Source organism: Cupriavidus sp. WS, from assembly GCF_000395345.1.
Classification (GTDB): domain Bacteria; phylum Pseudomonadota; class Gammaproteobacteria; order Burkholderiales; family Burkholderiaceae; genus Cupriavidus; species Cupriavidus basilensis_B.
Window position 1 is genome coordinate 1 of record NZ_AQPL01000209.1, and the last position, 13941, is coordinate 13941.

The 13941-nt window shown below is 67.5% G+C and carries 10 protein-coding genes; all 10 read right to left on the bottom strand.

The genetic code is table 11. The features are described 5' to 3' along the window. Nucleotides 1–29: 29 nt before the first annotated feature. A complete protein-coding gene (locus tag K206_RS40925) occupies nt 30–734 on the bottom strand; it encodes an RES family NAD+ phosphorylase (RefSeq protein ID WP_196812891.1) in 705 nt (234 codons plus the stop codon). Next, complete coding sequence (locus K206_RS0117600) at nt 734–1357, bottom strand: hypothetical protein (RefSeq protein WP_020203711.1); 624 nt, start codon at nt 1355–1357, stop codon at nt 734–736. Before K206_RS0117600 ends, K206_RS40925 begins: the two co-directional genes overlap by 1 nt. 11 nt (nt 1358–1368) lie before the next feature. Beyond that, nucleotides 1369–1959 (bottom strand): hypothetical protein, encoded by a 591-nt coding sequence (locus K206_RS0117605; RefSeq protein ID WP_155888117.1) that lies wholly within the window; start codon nt 1957–1959, stop codon nt 1369–1371. Between the two features lie 455 nt (nt 1960–2414). Then, a complete protein-coding gene (gene gabT / locus K206_RS0117610; protein WP_020203713.1) occupies nt 2415–3704 on the bottom strand; it encodes a 4-aminobutyrate--2-oxoglutarate transaminase in 1290 nt (429 codons plus the stop codon). Beyond that, on the bottom strand, nt 3701–6703 hold the full coding sequence (locus tag K206_RS0117615; RefSeq protein ID WP_020203714.1) for an FAD-binding and (Fe-S)-binding domain-containing protein: 3003 nt from the start codon (nt 6701–6703) through the stop codon (nt 3701–3703). Before K206_RS0117615 ends, gabT begins: the two co-directional genes overlap by 4 nt. A 345-nt stretch (nt 6704–7048) precedes the next feature. Continuing rightward, nucleotides 7049–8530 carry an NAD-dependent succinate-semialdehyde dehydrogenase gene (locus K206_RS0117620; RefSeq protein ID WP_020203715.1) on the bottom strand — a complete coding sequence of 494 codons (1482 nt, stop codon included), beginning with the start codon at nt 8528–8530 and terminating at the stop codon, nt 7049–7051. Between the two features lie 24 nt (nt 8531–8554). After that, nucleotides 8555–10219 carry an ABC transporter ATP-binding protein gene (locus K206_RS0117625; RefSeq protein ID WP_020203716.1) on the bottom strand — a complete coding sequence of 555 codons (1665 nt, stop codon included), beginning with the start codon at nt 10217–10219 and terminating at the stop codon, nt 8555–8557. Beyond that, nucleotides 10219–11094: an ABC transporter permease gene (locus K206_RS0117630; RefSeq protein WP_020203717.1), complete on the bottom strand. Its 876-nt coding sequence runs from the start codon at nt 11092–11094 to the stop codon at nt 10219–10221. Before K206_RS0117630 ends, K206_RS0117625 begins: the two co-directional genes overlap by 1 nt. A 21-nt stretch (nt 11095–11115) precedes the next feature. Beyond that, a complete protein-coding gene (locus K206_RS0117635) occupies nt 11116–12072 on the bottom strand; it encodes an ABC transporter permease (RefSeq protein ID WP_020203718.1) in 957 nt (318 codons plus the stop codon). A gap of 230 nt (nt 12073–12302) precedes the next feature. Next, nucleotides 12303–13595 carry an FAD-binding oxidoreductase gene (locus K206_RS0117640; protein ID WP_020203719.1) on the bottom strand — a complete coding sequence of 431 codons (1293 nt, stop codon included), beginning with the start codon at nt 13593–13595 and terminating at the stop codon, nt 12303–12305. Nucleotides 13596–13941: the final 346 nt, after the last annotated feature.

Below are 13941 nucleotides of genomic sequence, written 5' to 3' on the forward strand. Positions count from 1 at the left end.
TAAAGCCGCGACGCTCGACTTTGACCGGGTTAACCTGCCGAGAACCCGCCCTCGAACGGATCGGCATAGTTCGGATCAGCCAGCAACGTCTGAAACTCTGGCATCTCGGCAAAGCGCACAACCTGAATATGCACATGAGCGCGCCACAGATCCAGCGTGTCGGACCGGACCGCCAGGGCGAGGTGATTCTTGTGCTTGCGCGACGGATAGCGAAAGCCCAGCGGAGCGGCATCGCCAACATACCCGGCAAGTACCGCGAGCAAATCTAGGCCAAACCACTGGCACCAAGCATGGTCGCCGTGGATCCGATCGTAGATCCCCAGCTTGCTGAGCACCGAGCCGTTCAGGTCGAGCAGCCTGATATCGGCCTTCAAGGTAAAGACGGCGATCAGCCCATTCTTGACAACGTCCGCGGGGATATAGTGGGTGCCCGGCTGCGTCATGTCGTTCGTGCAGAAGCCGGACTCCCACAGTGCTGTCGACAGGTCCTGGGCCGCGTATATCCAGTACGTGGCGTGACGACCGTCACGACCTGCGAATGCCGCGGGCGGGCCGAATCGGTAAGTCTGTTCGACATACGGCGGAATGACGGCGTCCTGATGCCGGACAGCCCGGAACACCGTTGTCCCGGCAGGCAGCATAATTTCCGCTTCGCTCAGCGCCTGGCGGAGACGTTCCCGCGGAGGGAGGGATGTTGCAATATCGGTAGGTGGAACAATTTTTGGGGTCGTCATCAACGGATCAGATCCGAACTGCGCGCGGGCAGTGCGGTCAACTGCGCGATCACCCTGCGCTGCCGCTCCGCAGCAGATTGGGCAAGATGACCACGCTGTGCGGCAGACAGCGCCACACGCGTTTCGAATGCCCGGCCCGCCAGCACCTCGGCGGGCGTCAGGTCATCGAACGCATCGACCGGTGTTACCCAGAACGCATGGATTTCACTGCCCGGAAGTGATTTCATCTGTTGCAGGACGGCGGCCAGCAATTCCGGTACCGGCGGCGAGAACTGCCACGCTGGAAATGCCTTGCCAATCGCCTTGCCGCGCGGCGTGACGCAATAGAAGCGCCCATCCTCCACCGCACGGTACAGCGTCGCCTGCGACATGGCCACGAGGCCACGGTCGATCACTTCCGAGGGCTTCAGATATGACACAACGAGTCGTCCATCGGTATCGGCTGCAGCCGCTAGCGGGCTAGCGAGCGTTGCGGTGAGGCACTGTCGCACGATGGCCATCACGCGGGCGCGCTCGCTTGTGCCGATGGTTTGTTCCAACTGCTCGTCAATGTCGTGGACCAATTTTTCTACCAGTGGTACGCCTTGGGAGGCGCCGGTTGCGGAGAAAAGGTGCCGTGTCATATCAAACTCCTTCAGATGACGGCGCGCGGCGGCGCGAAGGCGGGATGCACCGCCACTTCTCGATCGGCTAGCAGACATGCTGCAATATCACCGGCAACCCTTGCCATCCGGCACCTTGCCAGCGCAATCACACGACGGACGTGTTCGCCCTGGTGGCGCAGCGCCTGAACGAACGCGTCGGAGATGCTCCCTCGCGCAACCTTGACGGCAATGCCATCGTCCGACTCGATGCCCCCAAGGAGCGTCAGAACGTGCCGCTGATACGAGGTGCGGAGAACGTCGTAGGGAACGATCAGGATATCGTCATCCCAGGACAGCATGCTGCCCCCCCGGGATGCGCTTGCTGCTGCCTCGGTCGCAAGTCGCGCCTCTTCGGCTTCCGCGCGCGCTTCCTCGACGATTTCGTCGGCACGGGAACCAAGCAGGTCGCGATAGAGGGAACTGAGCGCGTCGACGTCCGCCGCCGATACCGGATCCCGGACGTCAGACTTTTGGACTCCGGCCTCTTGCAGGCGCTTCAGGAGAGCGCCGGGGTCGGTACGCATATAAGCGGCCAGTTCGGCCACCCTGGAATAGGAGGACATGTCGGAAGGAACAGTCACAATGACTCTATCCTACTCAACCCTCGCATCTTTCGCAAGTTTATCATGTGCCTTACAATAAAGATATTCATAAGGCACTTTTATGATTCTTGATGACCTGTCCGTTCCTACTTCCGGCTTGCTGCTCCTTGCGGCTGGCGGTCGTGAAGCTTGTCTGCCAGGAACGCCACTGCGAACGGCCGCATTAAGGCAGATTGCGCCCGTCGCATCTACGATTTCCGAATGATTCAGAAGGGTTGGAAGCGGCCTCCGCGCTGTCGGTCGCTGGTAGGACCGCTCTGGCTCGACAAGCCCCCCCAGTCCCCCGCAATCCCGCGAAGAGCCCATTAAGCTCTTCGCCGATTTACCCCGCAATCCGTCCCGCCATCGAAACCCACTCCAACGCATAATCCCCCACGCAATGTCATTCGCGCAGGGCAGGCGGGAGCCGGCACACGGCGCCCGCCTGCCGCGGGTTAGCGCTTCGCGCTGGTCTTCTCGATTGCCGCGCGCAGAATCGCCAGCGCTTCCTCGGCCGTCTCCGCCGGGGTATTCAGCGGCGCAAGCAGCCGCAGGTTGTTCCGATACACGCCGCACTTGATTACCAGCAGGCCGCCTTCCCGGCAACGGTCGATCACTGCCTGGGCGAACTCCGCATCCGGCTGTAGCGGATCGCCATTTCGCACGAACTCGAGCGCCAGCATCGCGCCCACGCCGCGCACCGTGCCGACCGCCGGGAATTCGGCTGCCAGGCGCTCCAGCCCGGCCCGCAGCGTTTCGCCCAGCGCGCGGGCTCCGGACAGGATCTGCTCTTCCTCGAATACGTCGAGCACGGCAAGCGCTGCCGCGCAGGCGAGCGGGTTGCCCGCATAGGTGCCGCCAAGCCCGCCCGGCGCCGGCGCGTCCATGATCTCGGCGCGCCCGACCACGCCGGACAGCGGCATGCCGCCGGCCAGGCTCTTCGCCACCGTGACCAGATCGGGTTGGATGCCCGCATGCTGGAAGCCGAACATCTTTCCGGTGCGGCCAAAGCCCGCCTGGATCTCGTCGAGGATCAGCACGATGCCATGCTTGGTGGTCAGCGCGCGCAGTGCCTGGAGGAATTCGTTGCCGGCCGGCAGGAAGCCGCCGTCGCCCTGCACGGGTTCGAGGATGATGGCCGCCACGCGCTCCGGCGCGATCTGTGTCGCAAACAGTTCTTCGAGCGCGCGGATCGCGTCGGCGCCCGTGAAGCCGCGGTATTCGTCCGGGTACGGCGTGTGATAGACCTCGCCGGCCAGCGGGCCGAAGTTCTGCTTGTACGGGGTGCTCATGCCGGTCAGTGTCGAACCCAGCAGCGTGCGGCCGTGGAAGCCGCCGCGGAACGCGATCACGCCGGGCACATTGCGGTAGGCGCGCGCGATCTTGATGGCATTCTCGACCGCCTCCGCACCTGTCGTCACGAGCAGCGACTTGTAAGGTTCGCCGCCGCCGACCAGCTTGTTCAGCCGGGCCGCCAGTTCGACATAGACGTCATAGCCCACCACCTGGAACGCCGCATGCGTGACGCGATCGAGCTGGCGGCGTACCGCCTCGACGATCTTCGGGTGATTGTGGCCGATATTCTGCACGCCGATGCCGCCGACGAAATCGATATACCGTCGCCCCTCCACGTCCCAGAGATAGGCACCTTCGGCCTTCTGCGCGAACAGGGGATGGGCGGTGACGACGCCATGCGGCACATGTTCGGTGCGCGCCGCGATATGGGCTTGGTTGGATTGACTCATTGGATGACACCTCTTTCATGGTCCGCGAGATCGACGTCGCGGGTTGGTTTCGACTGGGGTTGCGGTTGCGGTTCTGGATGAAACGCGGGCGCCGCGCTGGCGCCGGCGGGCGCTGACGCGGCAAGAATCTCGGCGAGATGGCGTGGCTCGCGCCCCGTCAGCTTGCGGATCTGGGTGCGGCAACTGAAGCCGTCGGCGGCGACCAGCGCCTGCGCGGGCAGGCCGGCGAGCTTGGGCACCAGCGTGCTTTCGCCGATCGCGCGGGCGATGTCGGCCGTCTTGCTGTGATAGCCGAACGCGCCCGCCATGCCGCAGCAGCCGGTATCGAGCACGTTCGCGCCCAACCCGCTTTCGGCCGAGGTGCCGCCGCACGCGCGCTGATGGCAGTGCGCGTGCAGGTGGACGGCAGTGTCCGCGCCGAGCGCGATGTCCGCCCGCGTGGCGAACTCGGCCATCGTGACAACGAGCCTGGACAGCGCCCCGGCGCGCGGGTCGTCGGGGAGCAGGGCGGGCATTTCGTCGCGGAACACCGACAGGCAGCTTGGCTCCAGCACCAGCACAGGCACCCCGGCCGCGACCGGACCGGCCAGCACGTCGAGAATCTCGAGCAGGTTGCGGCGCGCCGCGTCGAGCATGCCGACGTCGTAGAGCGGCCGCCCGCAGCAGACGTGCCGCGTGGCGAGGCGCGCATGCCAGCCATGCCGCTCGATGACGGTCACGGCGGCTTCGAGCACGCCGGGCGTAAACCCGTTGTTGAAGGTGTCGGTCCACACCAGGACATCGCGCGGGCCGTAGCCATGCACGGGCTGCTCGCGCAGCCGCTTCGCCGTCGCGCCGCGAAGGAAGGCGCGGCGGGCGATGTCGGGAAAATTCGCCGTGCGCGCCAGGCCGAACAGCTGGCCGATGCGGCGCGCGACCGGATTGCGCAGCGCGGCATTGAGCGCGCCGCCAACGTATGTCGCGGCGGGCAGCCACTGCCCGATGCGGCCGATCGCCGCATCCATCGGCGAACGCAGGCGCCGCTGGTAATAGCGGTGCAGGAATTCGCTGCGGTACTTGGGAATGTCGACGTGGGTCGGGCAGTCGTTCTTGCAGCCCTTGCACGACAGGCACAGGTCCATCGAATCCTTGACGGCCTCGGCGTCGCGGGTCTCGCTGATGACCTCGCCGTTGAGCATCTCGAAGAACAGCCGCGCGCGTCCGCGCGTGGCATAGCGTTCTTCCCGCGTGGCCTTGAAGCTCGGGCACATGGTGCCGCCTTCGAGCGAGCGGCACTTGCCCATGCCGATGCAGCGCTCGGTCTCGCGGCCGTAGCCCGAGCCCTGGCCATCGCCCATCGGGTAGGAGAACACGCTCGCGCGCGTATCGCGCTTGTAGCCGGGCCCCAGACGCAGGTTCTCGTCGACCGGCATGGCGTCGATCAGCTTGCCCGGGTTCATCAGGCCGCGCGGATCCCACAGGGCCTTGAACTCGCGGAATGCCTGCATCAGGCGCGGGGAGAACATCAGGTGGAGGAAGTCGCCCTTGGCCTGTCCGTCGCCATGTTCCCCCGACAACGATCCTTTGTACTTGACGACCAGCGCCGCCGCTTCCGCGAGGAAGCGCTTCCAGTCATCGACACCGGCTTCCGAGCGCAGATCGAACGTGATCCGCGAATGAATGCAGCCATCGCCGAAATGCCCGTACATATTGGTCTTGTAGCCGTAGCGCGCCACCAGCGCCGAGAACTCGCGCAGATAGGGGCCAAGCAGTGCCGGCTCGACGGCGGCGTCTTCCCAGCCGACCGTCGGATCGGGCTGGCCCGGCACGGTGGACAGCGAGGTGGCCGACGCCCCGGTTTCGCGGATCGACCACAGGCGGCCCATCAGGGCGGCATCGGCGACCACGCGCCGGCTGGGGCGGCTCGGGAAACTCGCCGCGGCGGCGGCGGCGCGCTCGGCCAGCGCCGTTGCGTCCGCCCGCTGCACGGCGCCGAACTCGATCATCAGCCAAGCGTTGCCGGCCGGCAGCTCGGCAATGTCGTCGAGCTTGAGTCCGAGTTCTTTGAGGCCGCCGATGATGCCGGTGTCGAGACCTTCCATGGCGATCGGCCCGAGCGCCAGCAGCGCCGGCACGCAGTCGGCCGCGTCGAAGATGCTGTCGAAGCCCAGCACCAGCAGCACGCGCTGCGGCAAGCCTTCGACCAGCCGGGTCTCGGCGCGCAGCACCGTCGCGCAAGTGCCTTCGGAGCCGACCAGGGCACGGGCAATATGAAAGCCGTTCTCGGGCAGCAACTGGTCGAGGTTGTAGCCCGACACGCGGCGCTTCAGGCGTGGAAACCCCGCGCGGATGTCGTCCGCGTAGCGTTCGGCGAGCTCGCGCAGGCCCCGCACGATGCGCGCGCGCTCGCCACCGGCGGCCATGTGCTCGGCATAGGCGGCGTCATCGGTGGCGCCGACCCAGAAGCGCGCGCCGGTCGCGCTCACGATCTCCAGCCGTTCTATGTTCTCCACGGTCTTGCCGGCCATGACCGAGTGGGCGCCGCAGGAGTTGTTGCCGATCATGCCGCCCAGCGTGCAGCGGCTGTGGGTCGCGGGATCCGGGCCGAAAGTCAGGTCGTGCGCGGCCGCGGCCAGCTTCAGGTGGTCGCAGATGACACCTGGCTGCACCCTGCCGATGCGCTGCGTCGGATCGACAGCCTCGACGGCATGCAGGTACTTCGAGTGATCGATGCAGACCGCCAGGTTGACCGACTGCCCGCTCATCGATGTGCCCGCGCCGCGCGGCACCATGGCGACACCCATCTCGCCGCAGACGCGCACGGTGGTCTCGAGGTCCTCCAGCGTCCTGGGAATCACCACGCCCAGCGGCACCTGCCGGTAGTTCGATGCTTCGGATGCGTACACCGCGCGAGTGACCGCGTCGAAGCGCACCTCCGCGGTGGTGGCGGACTCCAGGCGCTTGCGCAGCCGCAGCAGCACGTTGATGTCGGTGGGCTCGTGGGCCTGTGGAGATGGCATTGGCGTTCGTCGCTTGGTGGTCTATGCGTGGTCGCATGCGACCGGAGGGTCAGGGAGAAGGGCATCGGTGCCGCCCGATGGCGGCGAGATGGCGAACCCGATCGCTCATTGCTCCGGCCACGGGCGCCATCCGGCAGTTCCTGGCAGCGCTTCCCCGTCCGGTTCGGAACGAGTATAGGGATCAAGGTCTTGCAGCTTCTCCCGAATTCACGGGGCCGCGCAGCAGCGAATACCGTTATCGCCGTGCCAACGGCAGTTCCTTCGCTGGCGCGCGAGTCCGCGCTGGCGGCAAGGCAAGGCGGCCGGCATCTGTCGGCCGCCTTGCGTGGCGGCGCCTGTCGGCGGTCAGTCCAGCAGCCCCTGGCACACGTACTTGATGTGCATGTACTCTTCCAGGCCGTGGCGGGAGCCCTCGCGCCCGTAGCCGGAGTCCTTGATGCCGCCGAACGGCGCGGCCTCCGCCGCGACGGCGCCTTCATTGACGCCGACGATGCCGGATTCCAGCGCGTCGGCCAGGCGCCAGATGCGGCGCACGTCATTGGAGTAGAAGTACGCCGCGAGGCCGAACGGCGTCGCGTTGGCCGCGGCGATCACGTCCGCCTCGGTATGGAAGCGCGTCACCGGCGCGACCGGGCCGAAGGTTTCCTCGCACGAGCATGCCATCGTGTCGTCGACATCGACCAGCACCGTCGGCGCGTAGTAGTTCGGACCCGCGCAGCGCTCTGAGCGCACACGTTCGCCGCCCACGACCACGCGCGCGCCGCGGCTGACCGCGTCCTTGACATGCCGTTCGATCTTGTCCACCGCGCGCGCATTGATCATCGGGCCGATCTGCGAAGCGGGATCGCTTGCCGGGCCCACCACGAGGGCGCCCACGCGCGAGGCCAGCTTGTCGACGAACGCGTCGTGCACCTTGTCCTGCACGTAGATGCGGTTGGGGCACACGCAGGTCTGGCCGCCATTGCGGAACTTGGCCGCCATCAGGCCGTCGACGGCGGCGTCGATATCCGCATCGTCGAAGACGATGAACGGCGCGTTGCCACCGAGCTCGAGCGACAGCTTCTTCAGCGTATCCGCGGAGCGCCGCGCCAGGTGCTTGCCAACCGGCGTCGAGCCGGTAAAGGTAATCTTGCGCACGCGCGGGTCGTCGAGCCAGACGTCGACCACCGCCGGCGCGCGCTCGCGCGAGGTGGTGACGATGTTCAGCACGCCCGGCGGCACCCCGGCGATCTCGGCCAGCTTGACCAGCGCCAGCGAGGTCAGCGGCGTGTCCTCGGCGGGCTTGCAGACCACCGTGCAGCCGGCGGCCAGCGCCGGCGCTATCTTGCGCGCGATCATCGCGGCGGGGAAGTTCCACGGCGTCACCGCCGCGATGACGCCGACCGGCTCGCGCAGCGCAAACATGCGGCGGCCCGCCACCGGGGCGGCGATCACGTCGCCGTCGGCCCGCGTCGCTTCCTCGGCGAACCACTCCACGTAGCTGGCGGCATACAGCACCTCGCCCTTGCCCTCGGCCAGCGGCTTGCCCTGTTCCCGCGAGATCAGGCGCCCCAGGTCCTCGACGTGGCTGACGATCAGGTCGTTCCAGCGCTTGATGATCTGCGCGCGCTGCTTGGCCGGCACCTTGCGCCAGGTGGAGAACGCCTGATGCGCGACGTCGACGGCGCGGCGCGCGTCGGCCGCGCCGCTGTCCGGCACCTGGGCAAACACTTCATCGGTCGCCGGATCGGTCACGGCCAGGGTAAGGCCGTCGGCCGCACCGCTCCATTCGGCGCCGATCAGGTTGCGCCCGGGCAGCAGGGTTGTGTTCTGGAGAGACAACGACATCGGAATGGCTCCTTTCATGCGAATTCAGAGGGATGGGTGCGGTGCATGCGGTTGCGCGGTAGGCACCGCGCCGGGAATGTTCAGGTCGACCTCGTCGATCCATCCGCGGCGCAGTTCCGGCACCGAGCGCGCGAGCAGCGTGTAGTAGGGGTGGTTGCCGCTGCTGTCATAGTCGGCATGGGGTACCTGCGCCAGCTTGCGGCCGTGCTGCATGACGACGATCTCGTCGCAGATCGCGCGCACGGTGTGCAGGTCATGGCTGATGAAGAGGCAGGAGACGCCCAGCTCGCGGCGCAACTCCGCCATCAGGTCGAGGATGGCGGCGCCCACCACCGTGTCCAGCGCGGAAGTGATTTCGTCGCAGAGGATCAGCTCCGGCTCGGCCGCCAGCGCGCGCGCCAGGTTGACGCGCTGCTTCTGGCCGCCCGACAGCCCCGCCGGGGTACGCTGCGCGACGCCGGCGGGCAGCCGCACAAGGTCGAGCAGCCGGCGGATGCGGGCGCGCAACGCCTCGCCGCGCAGGCCGTGAAAGAACTGCAGCGGCCTGGCCAGGATGTCCTCGATGGTTCGCACCGGATTGAGCGCGGTGTCGGCCATCTGGAACACGATCTGGATGCGCCGCAGTTCCTCTCGGCTGCGCCCCGCCAGCGTCGGCTTCAACGCCGCGCCGTCGAACACGATGCTGCCCCCGCACGGCGGCACCAGCCCCGCGATGGCGCGCGCGAGCGTGGTCTTGCCGGAACCGGACTCGCCGATCACGCCGATCGCCTGGCCCCGGTACAGCGTCAGGTCAACCCCTTCCAGGATCCGCACAGCAGGCTGTCCGGCCGAATCGACGGGGCCGTAGCCGGCCGACAGATTGCGCACTTCGAGCAGCGGCGGCTGCGCCTGCGCCGCGGCCGCCGTTCCCTGGCGCCGCGCCGGGCGCGCGGCGGCAAGCAGGCTGCGCGTGTATTCGTCGGCCGGCCGGAACAGGATCTGGTCGGTCTCGCCCGCCTCGCGCATCTTGCCGTCGCGCAGCACCACGATCTGGTCGGCCACCTGCGCCACCACCGCAAGGTCGTGGCTGACATACACCGCGGTTGTCTTGCGATCGCGCACCGCGCGCCGGAAGGCGCGCAGCACCTCGACCTGCGTCGTCACGTCAAGCGCCGTGGTCGGCTCGTCGAGGATGACCAGGTCGGGGTCGGTGATCAGCGCCATCGCCGCCATTAGCCGCTGCAACTGGCCGCCGGATACCTGGTGCGGATAGCGCTCGCCGATCGAATCCGGATTCGGCAGCGCCAGCTCGCGGAACAGTGCCACCGCTTTCTGTTCGGCCGCGCGCCGGTCCAGCAAACCGTGAATCAGCGCGGGCTCCACCACCTGGTCCATGATGGTGCGCGACGGATTGAACGACGCCGCCGCGCTCTGCGCGATATAGGTGATGGAGCGGCCGCGCAGGCGTCGCCGCTCGTTGGGCGAAAGCCCCAGCACGTCGTGCTGGCCTACCTGGATGCTGCCCGCGGAAATCTCGCAGCCATGCCGCGCGTAGCCCATCAGCGCGAGCGCCGTGGTGGTCTTGCCCGAGCCGGATTCGCCGATCAGCGCCAGCACCTTGCCCGCCTCGATCTCGAAGCTGACGCCGTCGACCAGCGTGGCCTGGCCCGCGGTGATGCGCAGGTCGGTAACCTTGACGGAAGTCCCCATTATTTCGCTCCGTTGCGTGCCGAGCGGCCCGGCAGGTTGTCGATGACGAGGTTGACGGCAAGCGTCAGGCTGGCGATCGCCAGCGCGGGCGCGACCACGGCCATGCTGCCGTCGGACAGCGCGCCGATGTTTTCGCGCACGAGCGAGCCCCAGTCGGCATCGGGGGGCTGGATGCCGAGCCCGAGAAAGCTCAGGCTGGCCAGCAGCAGCACGACGTAGACAAAGCGCAGCCCCAGGTCGGCCAGCATCGGGCCGGCGATATTGGGCAGGATCTCCTGGCGCATGATGTAGCCGATGCCTTCCCCGCGCGTGCGGGCGACCGTCACGTAGTCCATCGCATTGATGTTGACCGCGAGCGAGCGCGCGATGCGGAAGGCCCCGGGGACATAGATGACCGCGGCGGTGATGGCCAGCATCCAGACCGTGGAGCCGAACGCCGCGACCATGATCAGCGCGAACATCTTGCTTGGTATCGCGGTCAGCGTGTCCAGGCCCCGGCTCAGGCAGGCGTCGACCCAGTGTCCGCTGACCGAGGCCAGGAGCGCGAGCGTGATGCCGATGCCGCTGGCGAACAGTGTCGACACCAGTGCCACCAGCACGGTGTAGCGCGCGCCGAGAATGACACGGGCCAGCATGTCGCGGCCAAGGTAGTCGGTGCCGAGCCAGTGGGCGGCGCTGACCCGGCCGAAGATCTGGACCTCGCCCACGGGGGTGCCGTCCTGCGGGATCACGATCGGCCCGACGATGGCGGCAATCAGCCACGCGGCAAGAATCAGCAGGCCGATCCATCCGGCCGGGCCGAGGGCAGGCAGGCCCGGGCGGCGGCGCGCCCCGGGCGGCGTGACTGCCGCATGCGTGTTGGAAGTAGTAGACATGACAACGGCTCCGGCAGGGTGTCAGCGGTGACGCAGACGCGGGTTGGCGACGATGCCGCAGACATCGGCCAGCGTGACGAGGACCAGGTAGGCCGCGCAGAAGATCATGGCGCAGACCTGCACGACGGGCATGTCGCGTTGCGCGACGCTGTCGACCATCAGCTTGGCGATGCCCGGATAGTTGAAGATCGTCTCGACGATGATCACGCCGCCAAGCAGGTATGACAGGCTGAGCGCCACGGCGTTGGCAATCGGGCCGACCGCATTGGGCAAGGCGTGGAACAGCACCATCCTCGTGGCGGAGGCGCCCTTGAGCTGGACCATCTCGACGTACGGGGCCTTGAGCTGGTCGATGACCGCCGCGCGCGTCATGCGCAGCATCTGGGCAACGATCACGCAGCACAGGCTCAGCACCGGCATCGCCAGCGAGCGCAACACCTTTTCCCAGGAATCGTCGCTGCCGATATAGGCAAGCGCGGGCAGCCAGCGCAACTGCACCGCGAACAGCAGCACGGCCAGGGTGGCCACCAGGAACTCGGGAATCGAGACCACCGCGACCGAACCCAGGCTCACGGCCCGATCGAACCAGGTGCCGCGATAGACGGCGGCGAGAATGCCGAGGGTCAGCGCGACCGGCACCGAGATCAGCGCGGTCAGGCCGGCAAGCAGCAGCGAAAGCGGCAGGCGGCTGCCGATCGTCTCGCTGACCGGCATGTGCGTGACCAGCGATTCGCCGGCGTCGCCCTTGACGAGATTGCCGAGCCAGTGCGCGTAGCGCTGCGGTGCCGGCACGTCGAGTCCCATCTGGGCGCGCAGGGCAGCCAGGGCTTCCGGCGTGGCGTCCTGTCCGAGTTGCTCCTGCGCGGCGTCGCCGGGCAGCACGGCGGTGATCGCGAAGACGATCGCCGAAACCGCCAGCAGGGAGACCAGGGCGAGCCCGATCCGGCGCGCCAGCAGGCGCAAGATGAAGAGGTTCACGATATTTCCTCCTTCGATGGCTCAGGCTGCGCGCCAGGCGTGCCCGGCGAGCGAATGACCCATCGGGCCGCCCAGCGGAACCGGCGCAAGACCCATGAGACGCTTGTTGTAGCCGGCTGGGCCGATCAGGGCATCCGGCGGTTTCGGGGCTGGCATGGCAAAGGGCTCCTGAATGACGAAGAAAGTGGGACTGGCAAAGCTGTCATGCGGCGCGCGGCAGCGGCGTGCGTTCAGGACACCTTGTCTTTCAGCCTGAAATAGAGACCGACGGCGGGCAGGAACCAGGGCGGTCCCACGTGCCCCGGAATGGCCGGCCACTGCCGCGCGCGCCACGGGTTGGCGGTGGTCTCGCCCGCCATCACGCGCGCCATGCATTGCCCCATGTGCACGGACATCTGCGTGCCGTGCCCGCTGAAACCCATCGCGTAGTACAGCCCGTCGCGCTCCCCCGCATGCGGCAGGCGATCTTGCGTCATGTCGACCAGACCGCCCCAGCAGTAATCGATGCCGACGTCGGCGAGTTGCGGAAACGCTTCCAGCATCGACGCGCGCAGAAGCCGCCCGCTCTTGGCGTCGGACTGCGGGTTCGAGCCGGCAAAGCGCGCGCGCCCGCCGAAAATCAGACGGTCGTCCGTCGACAGGCGGAAATAGTGATGGACATTGGCGGTCGTCACGTAGGTGCGGCGCCCCGCGAGCAAGGCCTGTGCGCGTTCGCGCCCGAGCGGCTCGGTGGCCAGGATGAAGCTGCCGACCGGCACGATGCGGCGGCGGATCCAGCCGAACGTGCCATAGCCGCCATGACGCGTCGCGCCGGTGGCCAGCAGCACCTGGTCCGCTTCGAATACGCCGTGCGGCGTGTGCAGGCGATGCCGGTGGCCGGACCCGACGCGCTGCAGGCGCTGGACGGGGGTGTCGAGATAGATGCGCGCGCCATGCCGCGCCGCGGCCTGCGCCAGGCCCAGCGCGAAGCGGCCCATGTGCATCTGGCCGCTTTTCTTGTACAGCAGCGCGCCGTGATAGCGCTCGCTGGCGACTTCCGCACGCGTCTGCGCCGCGTCGAGCAGTTCCACATCGAGGTCGACACCGTCGCGGCGCAACAGATCGCAGCTGCGCGCGAGCGCGTCCAGGTGGCCAGGACGGGAAGCCAGCTTGAGTTTGCCATGACGCAGGAAGTCGCAGTCGATCTGCTCGGCGTCGATCACGTGCTTGACGGTATCGACCGCGGCGTCATAGGCGTGATACCAGTCGCGCGCCTGCTGCGCGCCCACGCGCGCCGCCAGCGTGGCGTAGTCGACCGCAAGCCCGTTGTTGACATGTCCGCCATTGCGGCCGGAAGCCTCTCCGGCCGGACGGCTGCCCGCTTCCAGCAGCACCACGCTCGCGCCGCGCCGCGCCAGCGCCAGCGCGGCGGACAGGCCGCAGAAGCCGCCGCCGACAATCGCGACGTCCACGTTCGACGTCAATGGTTCGGTGGCGCCGGCGAAGCGGGCAACGCCGTCATTCCAGTAGCTTTCGAGTTTCATATCGATTGTGAGAACAGGGGGTGCAATGCGGCAATGCGGCAGCACGGCAATACGGGTTCGCTGTCCCGCCACCGCCCGCGCAGTCCCGCGCGATGCCGGCCCGGCTTGCGTCGGCGGCGACGCGGCACTGTTGCCGCTCGCTTGTCTGGCGGCGACATGGCGAAGCGCGTCAACACGGTGTCATTGAAGCATGGGCCAACGAGGACTTTGTAGGATATTGGCCTTCGCGACAGTGGATGCTGTGGTTTCGCGGGGTCTGTTTGGCATGGTGTGCCAGGTGCCCGGCGCGAGTGCATCTGCACCAAAAAAATCGAGGGATTACCCTAGGCCGTGGCACCGGTTCAGT

Coding starts and splice junctions, on each gene's coding strand:
- K206_RS0117620 (WP_020203715.1), bottom strand. CDS start 8,530: ATGTCGTTGTCTCTCCAGAACACAACCCTGCTGCCCGGGCGCAACCTG.
- gabT (WP_020203713.1), bottom strand. CDS start 3,704: ATGAGTCAATCCAACCAAGCCCATATCGCGGCGCGCACCGAACATGTG.
- K206_RS0117615 (WP_020203714.1), bottom strand. CDS start 6,703: ATGCCATCTCCACAGGCCCACGAGCCCACCGACATCAACGTGCTGCTG.
- K206_RS0117600 (WP_020203711.1), bottom strand. CDS start 1,357: ATGACACGGCACCTTTTCTCCGCAACCGGCGCCTCCCAAGGCGTACCA.
- K206_RS0117630 (WP_020203717.1), bottom strand. CDS start 11,094: ATGTCTACTACTTCCAACACGCATGCGGCAGTCACGCCGCCCGGGGCG.
- K206_RS40925 (WP_196812891.1), bottom strand. CDS start 734: ATGACGACCCCAAAAATTGTTCCACCTACCGATATTGCAACATCCCTC.
- K206_RS0117625 (WP_020203716.1), bottom strand. CDS start 10,219: ATGGGGACTTCCGTCAAGGTTACCGACCTGCGCATCACCGCGGGCCAG.
- K206_RS0117640 (WP_020203719.1), bottom strand. CDS start 13,595: ATGAAACTCGAAAGCTACTGGAATGACGGCGTTGCCCGCTTCGCCGGC.